Genomic DNA, 11,623 nt, shown 5'->3' with positions numbered 1-11,623 from the left:
AACTAAATTAATATCTAAAATTAATCGATACGTACGGATACCAACCATCAACAGAATGCCCCATTATGAAACGTAAAACCGTTAGCGATGCCGGTGCAAAATACGCACCACCACCCACGCCATGGTGCCAGGTTTGAGAAGCTTCATTTCTTTTCCAAACTCTACCTACATCGTAAAAACCAATTAAACCAACCTGACCAGGCAATACGTAACTAACCAAATCGCCAAGTTTTGCCCTTAATTCTAAATTGTTGTAAAAACTGTGTTCGCCGGCAAATCTAAACTGGCGGAAACCCAGTAAATTTCCTTGTCCGCCAAGAAACTGCGATTGATAAAACGCAGGCTTACCGATTGTAATACCTCCACCAAATCTATCGGCAAGAATAAATGCTTTTCTACCATCTAAGTTTTTATATAAAGCTATGCTTGCTGTAAACTGCCCGAATGAGTTAGAATATTTATTAATGCCTTTATACCCGGTTAATTTAAAATCTACAAAGCTACCCAGGGTTGGCAATAAATCATTATCTCTGGTATTATTTGTAAAGTTTACAATTGCACCTGCAAACATCTTCTCGTTTCTAACAGTTAAACTATCTGAAGAATGCAACTGCGACACATTTTCGATAAAACGACCAGCGTTATCTTCCTGATTTAACTTGTAATATTGGAAAGATGGACCTACGCTAAAAGTAGATTTTGGTCTGCGCCACCTGATTGATGGATCGACCTGGTAAAGATTAAACCTTGCACGATAATACCTGATATCATCTCCATGTTCATCGAAATGTGTATCGTTACCCAAACCAAAAAAGTTTTGAGTATTGTTTGGTGCATAAGCATCGGCTTTAATTATAAAATCGCCCTTACCTAAAGCTTTTAGCCATTCTCCTCTATAGTTAAATCTAAATGCATTTGTAGAAAACGAATGCAAAAACGAAAGTGTTTGCGAATTACCATAAGGCTGTTTTCTGAAACCCGGATTGGTTTGCTTATAAATTAAACCAAGTAAAATGCCATCATCGTTATTGTAACCAGCATTTAAGTTAATCGAATTTCTACGGTACATATCTTTTGGTATGTAACTAAAATTAGAAGTATCGTTAGAAATTATCTTTCTGATTTTACCATCATCTTCACCCTCGTAAGTAGCTTTTGTAGTTCTTCCGTATAATTTGGTTGAACCATTGCTGTTGGCAAAATTGTAGTATTTATCGCCTTTACCACCAATAATTCTAAGTTTTATATTTGATGATTTATTATTCAGAATTAAGCTATCGCTACCATTGTGCATGTAAATGCGAAGCTCCTTAGTAACTTTCGGATCAAATTTTCTATCGTAAAGTTCGCCCTTTACATTTCCCTCTTTAGATATTTTATTGATTTTTACCCTTAAGCCTTTTTCGCCAGAATCGCTTATCTGTATCAGTTCATTTTTGTTGGTTAATTCTATATCAACAATGCGGTTAAAGAAATGGTAATAATCATTCATCAGTTTCGGTAAAGCTTTTACTCTTGCTCTTAACTGTCTTAAAAATGCATCGTGATGTAGCGAATAACTTGGTTCCGGAAGTTTTCTCAGTGCTTTTTCGAAAACCTCATCGTTATAATTAGCGCAGAAATCGGCTACGATTTTATCCCATTCTTTTTCATCAATGTTTGCGGTCCACCTGCTGCTGATTTCTCTTCCCTCCCATAAAAACCAGTTAATATCTTTGATTTCACGTTCATAGCCTTGCATCATTGGCAATAATGATGAGCTTTGAGTAAATCGCTGTAAAAATCCATCAGACATGAAGAAAACCTGATCTCTGTCTCTTGGTACAGGCGTATAATAAGAGTCGCCGTCTTTTTTGCTTTCTTTCCAACGCCATTGGTCTTCGTGTCGGTCCCAATCTCCCAAAAGTATATCGAGCGAACGTGCTTTTACCCATGCAGGTCCGTTTAATTTATTGTCGTTATCATCGGTTAATTTTTTATCCATTTTTGGCGAACTGTCTGATTCGCCAACGGGTTCACGTTCTTCTAAAAGGCAAAGTGTATTTGCAAAAACAGATTCATACTCTCCTAAATTATCATCCGGAGAAACCCATCCAATAATTGGATTTGAATGATAAACGCCTCCTGCTTTGGCTAATTCTGGTACAACTAAAGCCGAAAATGGATGTTGAGCAGACATATTATCTTTAATAATATCTTTTGCAAACGTTTCTCTCAAACCGGCTGGAAGTAAAACTTCAGGGTATTTTTCTACACTTCTTAAAACATACTCTTTGCCGTTTTTATCTTCTAAACGTAATGAGCGACTTTGATTACCACCGCCTCTTTGAGTTGCCTTTAAACCACCAGCAATTTGAGAAATACGCAATACCGGAACCTTAGTTTTAGCAGCGTATTCTTTACGGAAATTTTCTCCAAAAAGCCAGCGATGAAAGCGACCAACACTGTCATATTCTGGTTTAACGCGAACAATTATACTATCTGCAGTGATGGGTTTCAGCCTGTTTCTTTCTTTTGCTGTAAGCGTTTCGTATTTTTTGGTGTAACTGTAAACGCGTTTTACACCTGTATCTGCATAAACGTAATATTCGTAACGCATATCATTATTCGTAAGCTGATCAGCTACAACATAACCCTGCTGCATTTCATGGAATAATGAATTTTTGCCTTGCTTATTTGGCGAAACTTTTGAGCCAGAACCGCTAACAATCTGCAATTGCTTGCTTTTGATTAATTGCAAACCGTGCTCATGACCAGCAACATAAGTTACGTTTTTATAATCTCCGAAAACGCCCGTTACCGATTTTATCAAGTCTTTATAAGCCGGATGGTTTAAATCTTCTGGACTTAACAAAGTTGAACGCAAAAACGGATATACGGAACCCAAAACAGGCATTGGGATGTATAGATTTTTATTTAATGAGGTTAGTGGAAAAAGATGATTTCTTAAATTAAAATATCCACCATGTGGACCATAACTTTGAAAAGGATGGTGAGAAGCTACAATAATAACCTTGTCTTTATTGCGCTCTAACAATTCTTCCATTTTAACAATAACCTCATCTTTTGTTCGGCACTCACATTCGCCATTCGGATTTGATTTGTTGTAAGGAAAAAGCCACCATTCGCTATCATAAGCAATAATTGTAAGTTTATCCGTCAAGTTTATAGCAACCGGATCAGGACATCCGTTTTGCGGAACAAGTTTTAATAATGGGTCGTTTTGTGCTTTTAAAAAATCATCTTGTGCTTTAATTTTAGCTAAACCTTTCGGGCCTGATTTATCCCAATCGTGGTTACCAGGAATAAAATAAACTGCTGCGCCTTTCTCCCGCATCGGCATAAACTGCGATTGAAGAATTTTCTTCGTGTCTTCTTCTTCCAAGCTTCCCGGCAAACCCATACCTGTTGGGTAAATGTTATCGCCAAGGTATAAAACAGTTGTTTTTTTAGGAATTATCTGTTTTGCTGCATTTTTTAAATCCTGGGTTTGCGCAGGATTCATTTCTCCGGCATCGCCGAATAATATGATGCGGTGTTTTACATCACTTTGTGCAAATGAAGTAAAACCTATAGATAAGAATAATATCGTTAACGTAAAGTTTTTGATCATAAAGTTTGTTTGTTATAAAGCTATAACATTGAAAAACCAGGCTGCTTTGTAGTTAGGAAAGCAGCCAAACGGTTATTTCTTTAATTTAAATTCAAGGATATTTCCGGCAGATAAAGTTCCACCCTCATTAGAAATATATAAAGTATTATCCGTGTCAAACGCAATTCCTTCTGGTTGATTAAAATTACCACCTTTTAACGAAATAAAGTTCTTTATTTTAAAACTTGCATCGGTAATAAGAATCATTTTATTTATGGATGATAAAATATACCATTCGTTAGTATTTTTATTTTTAGCCAATGCCGAAGGTTTAAAATTTCCTTTTTTAGCGCCAGATAATGCTGCAATATCTTTGTAAGGCAAAGCAAATTCTCCATCAGCTTTTAAAGAACCATCATCACTCATTGTAAATGCGTAAACGCTGGTTGCTTTATTTTTATCATCAGTTTTGCTATTTTTAGTTAAAACATAAAGTTTATCTCCATCGGCAGCAATACCTTCATATTCTGCTTTAGGTAGTAAATCTTTAACCTTTTTCACATTAGCAACCTCCGGCTTGCTGATTTCAGATAATGGAAAGATATGCAGTTCACCATTGCTTTTTAAAACGATGAACTGATTTTTAAGTATGGCTAAATCTTCGTAATCTCCTTTACCGCCAAATTTTGTAAACTTCGCTTCTTTATCATCCAGGCCCAAATAAAACAAATCTCCATCTTCATCCTGAATGGCATAAACTTGTTTAGGGTCGCCATTATTAAACACAATGCCCGAAATTTCGAACAAGCTTTGTGGCATATTATGTTTTATCGGGTTAGCTAAATCGTACGGAAAATCAGTTTTTGGCTGTTCGGTTTCTGATGCAGTTTCAGCATCGTTATGTTTTTCGTTTACGCATGAAATACAAAAAAAAGCAACTGAAAATGCAGCAAAAAATGATAGTAAGGTATATTTATAATTTCTCATTGGATAAAAATTAAGATTGATTTTTTAAAAACTTATAGATTTCAGATTGAGACGCAATAAGTGTTCCATCCTTTTTAACCGGGATATTATTCATCTCTTCATCGATAATTACAGCCTGTAAATTATCTTGTTTTTGAATGTTGATGATTTGAAGAATTTCTGCTTTTATGGCCTCATCATAAATTGGAAAACAAACTTCAATTCTCCTGTAGATATTTCTGTTCATCCAGTCGGCCGAACCTAAATAAACATCTTGTTTGCCTAAATTATTAAAGATGAATACACGTCCATGCTCCAGATATCTATCTACAATTCTGGTAATCGTAATGTTTTCACTCATGCCTTCAACACCGGCAATCAACCTGCAAATACTTCTAACAAACATTGTAATTTTTACTCCGGCTTGCGATGCTTCGTACAATTTGTTAATCAAAGTCTTTTCTTCCAGATTATTGAGTTTTATGGTTATAGATGCATCTTTACCTGCCTTTGCATATTCAATTTCTCTATCGATTAGGCTTAAGAATTTTTGCTGAAGATTAAATTGCGCAACCAGAATGTGCTCAAAATTTATCGGCTCGGTTTTTTCAGGCTTAACCCTTTTTGCCAAAAATATAAACAAGAGCTCTATCTCCCGTAAAATATCTTTATTGGCGGTCATTAAAATATGATCAGTATAAAATGCAGCCGTACTTTCATTAAAATTGCCTGTGGCAAGCAAACCGGTATAATGCATTCTATCGCCAACTTGTTTTTTTACCAGAGCAATTTTTGCATGAACTTTCAAAGCGGTAACACTATAAACAATTTCTACGCCCTGGGCTTTCATTTTTTTAGCCCATTTGATATTATTCGCTTCATCGAAACGGGCCTTTAACTCAACCAAAACAAAAACCTTTTTGCCGTTTTTAGCAGCGCTGATTAAGGCATTTATAATTTTCGAATCCGTTGCAACACGATAAATGGTCAGGTATATTTCTTTAACATCCTTATCAATTGCAGCTTCGTTGAAAAACCGGAGTACCGTATCATAACTTTGATAGGGCGTATGGATGATAATGTCTTTTTGATTTATGGCATCTATAAGGGAACCTTCAACCAAATCAGAATTGCAGATTTTTGGCCAGGATTTATTGGATAATTCTGCATTTTTAACCGGAAAAGACATTAAATCCTTCAGATTATGATATTGTCCGCCCTCTACCAGATTAGCTTTTTTTAGGTTGAAAAGTTTTTTGAGTAAAGCAATTACGTGTTTTGGAATGCCTGGCTGATGAAGAAAACGTGTGGCCAAGCCATTATCGCGTTTAGACAGCTGAACTTCCAGTTGCTCTGATAAACTTCCCGAATATTCATCCTTTAAATCAATCTCCGCATCTCTGGTAATTTTAAAGCTAAAACAGCCGGTGACTTCCACATCTTTAAAAACAACATCAAGATGAAAACGAACAATATCATCTAAAAAAACAATAAATGTTTTATCTTTTTTATCGATTTTGTAAAAACGTGGCAATTCATCAGAAGGTATATTTAATATATATGCTTTATGTACACCATCCTCTTTCGTTGTAACTAAAAAATATAATTCGTTATTTGATGGAAAAAAATTAGTTTCCTCATGCACAGAAACAGGCTGTAAAAACGCTAAAACCTGACTTAAAAAATACCTACGGATTTCATTTTCAATCTCTGCAGAAAAATGATGCCCATAAACCAGTTCTATCTTATTTTCCTGAAGTTTTGGAATAATATCCAACTGAAGTGTCTTACCGTACCTTTGCTGCTGTTCTGAAATTAGTTTATTGGCGGTTTTAACTAAATCGGCATTGATGTGAATATCACTATCTTCTTTATTACTTAATTTTTCCAAAGCCAGCAAAACAGGCATTCTTACCCGGTAAAATTCATCAAGGTTTGAAGAAAATATGGATAGAAACTTAATTCTTTCTAAAAGCGGAACGCTTTCACGCTCTGCCTCCATTAAAATGCGTTCGTTAAATTTAAGCCAGCTTAAATCTCTGTTGAACAATTCGCTTTTAACTGTTGTTTCCATTAAAGTTTACCGTATGCAGCGTAAGCAACTACAAAAGCCAGAACCGCAGCAATTAAGCCAAACATAAAAATATTGTAAGCCAGGCGAATCAGCTTATACTTTCTCCCTAAAACTACCCCTTGCGAATATACATCTGTTATTAAGGTTCCATACAGAAAATCCTTATCATTCATTACTTTAACCATTCCATCTGTATAATCTGGTAACGACATTTTATAGAAATTACCAAAAAAGAGCAGGTTTACTTTTTTCTGTTCCATTTCTTCTGGTGTAAAAACACCCGGAGGAATAGATGGACGCGTTGATAATATAGAAACTACTACACAGGTTAAACTTACAATTAGCAAAATAAAGGTTGGAATAATTAAGTTTCCATGGTCTTCCAGTCTTCTTAAAAGCAAACTTACAATTAAAGAAAGCATAATGGAATTAACCGTAATCAGGATATGTGCTTTATTATCTGCCATATCACTTAATCTTTGATTATTCGCAGAAGTAATCCTGAACATGGTTTCAATACCTTTATCAGGTCTATCATCTTTTTTGCCTTTCTTTTTATCTTTTGGCTGGTCTATTTCTTGTGATAAATTTGTGTGCAAAGTTGGCTCTACAAAATTTATCTGAGTAGATTGCTCGGATAGCTTATTTTTAATTTTATCGATGTTACGCTGTTTCTGATCATTCAGAAGCAACTTTGCATAATCGGTATGGTATTGATGAGATTCTAAAAACCTAATGTCGTCAATTCGCCAATCTTTTTTGCTGATATCCTTATTATAAATCAGTTCGGCTTCCTTATGCATCAGTTTTCCTTTTTGCCTAAAATCTTCAGAGCCTAAGTGAAACAAATCCGCATCGCATAAAATATTCTCTATTAAATTTGTTGGTTTTTGAGGGATTTTTGTACTTAGAATTGCACTCGATACCTTTTGGCGCAATTCTTCGTTCACACCTTCAGTTTCCAGAAAATTATTGGCAAGTTCTGCTCCTTTAACTTCATGATGTAAGTTATCTTCAAAATAACCAGTATCATGAAACCAGGCCGCAGCTGTAACGATGAAAAAATCTTCATCATTTAACTGATAATGATTTGCGATTTGCTGTGCTGCTTTTACAACACTGTGCGTATGTTGAAGGTTGTGGTAAACCAGCCTGTCATCATGATGGGTATTAAAATAATCGTTAATATGCTTTTCTACATCAATTTGTAGTTGCTTATAATCCATGAGGTGATGCTAAAAATTAAATCTGTAATGTAAAGCTAAACGCTGTATTTGAGTTAAACTTATTAGTATAAAATTAAGCTAATTTTCACAATAATTAGTTTTACAATAAATAAGTATATAAAATGTACATTTATTTTACATTATGCATAATCATTCTTTAGGCTTTATTGTTTTTTAAAAACAGCAATTAGCTGAAAATGAATTAAAAAAATTATTTAGCAAAAAATTAGTAAAAAACTTTTTCGAAAATTGAATGCAAATTTGTAACATTGCACTCGCAAAAAACAACACGTTTTTTCAGGGCCTATAGCTCAGTTGGTTAGAGTAGAAGACTCATAATCTTTTGGTCGCTGGTTCGAGCCCAGCTGGGCCCACAAACAAAAATCGCCTCTTGAAACCCACTCAAGGGGCTTTTTTATGCCTTAAACACGCATTCAATGCACATTTATTCGTGATATCATTTAGATATGCTAGTTAGGTTCAACACTTTTTTTTGCTTAACTTAGTATGAACCGCTTAAGAAATACTTAAGAAAAACACCAATAAATCTTGCTCGCTTAAGAAATACTTAAGAAAAATAAGACCTGTTATGATCACAATTTCATCTACAATTATCACATCTGATAAAAAAAAAGACGGCACTTGGAATGTCAAGATAAGAATATGGTTTAATGGAAAACCAGCTTATATTGAAACAGTGCATTACGTTACAGAAAAACAGCTCTCAAAAAAGAAGGATAGTAAAACTTTAGTTTTGAAGGATACTTTCATCATTGACCGCATAGCTCCTCAACTAAAAAAATATAGGGATTGGGTTAGCGATAATTTTGACAAACTCGCTCACTTAGAGTCAAAACAGATTAAGGAAAAACTTTTACAATTAGATGCACCTGTTGAGAACAGCGTTATTGATTTCCTAAAATTCTGCAATGAGTTTATTGAACAAAAACTAAATTCACCAAAAGCGAGCAGTGCCAAAACCTTGGCTACAGTCAGAAACAGCTTACTAGATTATTTTAGATCCGAAAAAATTCCAATAACTGAAATAAATTATAACTTTCTGATTAAGTACGAGGACTATCTGCGAAGTGATAGAATTTTAACGAGAAATAACAATGGTGCAGAATTAAGAACGTATTCACAGAAAGGACTCTCCGATTCGGGTCTTCATAATCATATGAGGGATTTACGCTTGTTATTCAATGAAGCACGAAACCTATATAATGATGAAGATTTAGGAATTATGAAAATCATGCACTATCTGTATATTTCGGAGAAACTGACCATGTGATTCCGTGGCAAACTGACCACCTGAATTGCTGGCGAACGAGTGCAGCAGATGCTATAGGTATGATGTCAAAAGTAATGATTTAAAAGTAATTTTTACAGATAGGTATTTTCGGGAGCAACGGTTCTTTTCTTGCGCATCGATTCGCCCTTGAGTTCTATCCTGTGGGCATCGTGAACAATCCTGTCCAAGATTGCATCTGCAATCGTTTTTTCTCCAATTACCTCATGCCATTTACTTACCGGCAGCTGTGATGTTATAATAAGAGATGTCTTACCATGCCTATCCTCAATGATCTCCATAAGGGCAGCCCTACTTTGTGAGTCAAATGGCTGTATCCCGAAATCGTCCAGTATCAGAAGCTGTTGTTTTTCAATACGTGAGACCTCTTTGATATAAGATCCGTCAGCCTTTGCCATCTTTAACTTTGCGAACAGCTTTGGTGTACTTCCATACAGAACCCTGTAACCGAGCATACATGCCTGATAACCGATTGCTGAGGCAAGATAACTTTTTCCTATCCCAGTACTTCCTGTTATGAGCAGGTTTTCAAACCTGTCGATGAAGGTACAGTCCGCCAATCTCATAATCTGGTTCCTGTCAATACTTCTTTCTACATGATAATGCAGATCCTCGATAGATGCCTTGTAACGGAACCTGGCATAAAGGATCTGGCGTTCAATCTTTCGGTTTTGCCTGTCATCCCATTCAGCCTCTATTAGATGGGCCAACAGCTCATCAGCGGTATACTCTGTGGTCTGCCCGGTTTCAATACTGCTCTTGAAGGCATGGAACATTCCGTAGAACTTCAGCCTTCGCATTTTGTCAAGTGTATTCGTATTCATCTTTATATGGTTTTAAGGTTATTTGTAGTAATCGCCCCCACGGATGTTGTCATGGGATGGCATTGGCAGTTCATCGGCGAACAGGCTTTCCTCATACTGGTCAAGGTTGCGCTCAAGTATGGTCTGTATGGTTTTATAACTGTATATCCCAAAGCCAAGGGCCCGTCTGCAGGCATTGATCAGCCGCTGGTTCCCAGCCTTCTTCGCAAAGCTTAATATGCCCACGCATGATTTATAAGCCTGCTCAGGATGCTGTTTTCTGTCGAGTATCTTGAGGATATAAAGCCTGACATCCTCATCTATGCTGGATGCCCACTCCAGAAAACGGTCCGGTGTCCAGTCCGTCACGAACTTATGGGTAGTGGCCATATGGTCCTTATCGGTGGTGTAACTATAGGGGCTTTTAATCCGCTTATGCATCGCTATGCGCTCATAGTGATAGAAGATCTCCACATTTGACCGGGAGTAGAGTATCTTGACCTTTTTACCTATAAAACGAAAAGGGACGCTATAATAATGCTTGTCGGGACCAAGATTGACGTGTCCGTTCTTCATCACCGTTGCATGGTGCTGTTTCTTGAACTCGTATTTCAGTACTGGCAAGGGATTGAGTGCCTCCCGCTCAATTTCCTCGAACTGGAGGCGCCTGCTATAGTTTCTTCCCTTAAGTGGCTGGCTATTGTGCACCTCAAGCGCCACAAGTATCGCGGCGTTCAATTCTGTAAGGGAGTGGAAGACATGTTTTCTCAACGGCGCATAGATCCGGCTATAGGCGATCTTGACAGCCCCTTCTACAAGCGCCTTGTCCCTTGGGCGGTATGCCCGTGCAGGCAGAATAGTTGTTCCGTAATGGTCGGCAAAATCCGCAAAGGTCTCGTTCAGGGTAGGCTCGTATTTGTTGCTCTTGGTTACCGCTGCCTTGAGGTTATCGGGAACAATGGCCGCTGAGACCCCACCAATATAATGGAATGTATTCTCGCACGCAGATATAAAGTCTTCTTTCTGTTGTGTGAGTACGGCCTCCACATAGGTAAGCTGGCTGGCACCAAGGATGGCAACGAACACCTCGACATCAATCACCTCACCGGTTTCCTGGTCAACAATGGAGAGTTTCTGTCCGGCAAAATCAACAAAGAGTTTATCGCCCGCCTTGTGGTCAAGGTGCATCACCGGGTTCACACGGGACTTCCACTGGTTATAATAGAAGCAGAACTGCGTGTAATGAAAGCCATTGGGAAATTCCTTTAGATAAGCTTCCCAGAGCATCACACGGGTTACCCCAGTGCGTTTAAGTTCTTTGTCAATACCAGGAAAACAACGTTGTAAAGTTAAAAGACGGCTATCGGGTGCCCGTTCCCGGCTCTTTCCAAAAAAATCCTCAAGCTCCTTGTCATTAAGTGCATTTATCTGTTCAAATGTACACCCACCGGAATCAAACGCACTGAAGTATCTTTTTGCTGTATTGCGGGAAACACCGACCTGGGTCGCTATGGAAAGCTTGCTTCGCCCCTGGCTGTACATTCTGAGAATCTGTCTTATCTTGCTCATGCTAATAGTGGTATTTGCCATCTTCGGGAATTATGTATATCCCAAAAATAGACTTGTATCTATAGCATTTGCCGATCGTTCGGA

At 37.2% G+C, this 11,623-nt stretch carries 7 protein-coding genes and 1 tRNA gene; 2 read left to right on the top strand and 6 right to left on the bottom strand.

Translation table 11 applies throughout. From position 1 onward, the window contains the following. Positions 1–7 precede the first annotated feature (7 nt). From ACO05K_RS05015 to ACO05K_RS05000, 4 genes are all read right to left on the bottom strand, one after another. A complete protein-coding gene (locus tag ACO05K_RS05015) occupies positions 8–3,613 on the bottom strand; it encodes a BamA/TamA family outer membrane protein (protein ID WP_421943360.1) in 3,606 nt (1,201 codons plus the stop codon). Positions 3,614–3,685: 72 nt separating this feature from the next. After that, positions 3,686–4,579: an SdiA-regulated domain-containing protein gene (locus ACO05K_RS05010; RefSeq protein ID WP_421943359.1), complete on the bottom strand. Its 894-nt coding sequence runs from the start codon at positions 4,577–4,579 to the stop codon at positions 3,686–3,688. Between the two features lie 10 nt (positions 4,580–4,589). Further along, entirely contained in the window at positions 4,590–6,632 is a 2,043-nt protein-coding gene (gene ppk1, locus ACO05K_RS05005) for a polyphosphate kinase 1 (RefSeq protein WP_421943358.1), read from the bottom strand. Further along, the gene (locus tag ACO05K_RS05000) at positions 6,632–7,858 is read right to left on the bottom strand and encodes a Pycsar system effector family protein (protein ID WP_421943357.1); all 1,227 of its coding nucleotides are present in this window, start codon (positions 7,856–7,858) and stop codon (positions 6,632–6,634) included. Before ACO05K_RS05000 ends, ppk1 begins: the two co-directional genes overlap by 1 nt. A 300-nt stretch (positions 7,859–8,158) precedes the next feature. Here ACO05K_RS05000 and ACO05K_RS04995 point away from each other — a divergent pair. Next, positions 8,159–8,232: transfer RNA gene (locus ACO05K_RS04995), tRNA-Ile, on the top strand. Positions 8,233–8,447: 215 nt separating this feature from the next. Beyond that, positions 8,448–9,149, top strand: a complete 702-nt coding sequence (locus tag ACO05K_RS04990) for a phage integrase SAM-like domain-containing protein (protein WP_421943356.1) — start codon at positions 8,448–8,450, stop codon at positions 9,147–9,149. Between the two features lie 92 nt (positions 9,150–9,241). Here ACO05K_RS04990 and istB read toward each other — a convergent pair whose 3' ends face one another. Both istB and istA read right to left on the bottom strand, forming a co-directional pair. Further along, complete coding sequence (istB, locus tag ACO05K_RS04985) at positions 9,242–9,991, bottom strand: IS21-like element helper ATPase IstB (RefSeq protein WP_238414369.1); 750 nt, start codon at positions 9,989–9,991, stop codon at positions 9,242–9,244. A gap of 18 nt (positions 9,992–10,009) precedes the next feature. Beyond that, complete coding sequence (gene istA, locus ACO05K_RS04980) at positions 10,010–11,539, bottom strand: IS21 family transposase (RefSeq protein WP_238414701.1); 1,530 nt, start codon at positions 11,537–11,539, stop codon at positions 10,010–10,012. Between the last annotated feature and the right edge of the window lie 84 nt (positions 11,540–11,623).

The organism is Pedobacter sp. (assembly GCF_965227205.1).
Taxonomy (GTDB): Bacteria; Bacteroidota; Bacteroidia; order Sphingobacteriales; family Sphingobacteriaceae; genus Pedobacter.
The sequence above is the reverse complement of the archived record's forward strand: the minus strand, read 5'-3'. Positions and strand labels throughout refer to the sequence as shown.

What these genes read in the sequence shown, in the direction of transcription:
- ACO05K_RS05015 (WP_421943360.1), bottom strand. Translation starts at nt 3,613, where the DNA reads ATGATCAAAAACTTTACGTTAACGATATTATTCTTATCTATAGGTTTT.
- istB (WP_238414369.1), bottom strand. Translation starts at nt 9,991, where the DNA reads ATGAATACGAATACACTTGACAAAATGCGAAGGCTGAAGTTCTACGGA.
- ACO05K_RS05010 (WP_421943359.1), bottom strand. Translation starts at nt 4,579, where the DNA reads ATGAGAAATTATAAATATACCTTACTATCATTTTTTGCTGCATTTTCA.
- istA (WP_238414701.1), bottom strand. Translation starts at nt 11,539, where the DNA reads ATGAGCAAGATAAGACAGATTCTCAGAATGTACAGCCAGGGGCGAAGC.
- ppk1 (WP_421943358.1), bottom strand. Translation starts at nt 6,632, where the DNA reads ATGGAAACAACAGTTAAAAGCGAATTGTTCAACAGAGATTTAAGCTGG.
- ACO05K_RS05000 (WP_421943357.1), bottom strand. Translation starts at nt 7,858, where the DNA reads ATGGATTATAAGCAACTACAAATTGATGTAGAAAAGCATATTAACGAT.
- ACO05K_RS04990 (WP_421943356.1), top strand. Translation starts at nt 8,448, where the DNA reads ATGATCACAATTTCATCTACAATTATCACATCTGATAAAAAAAAAGAC.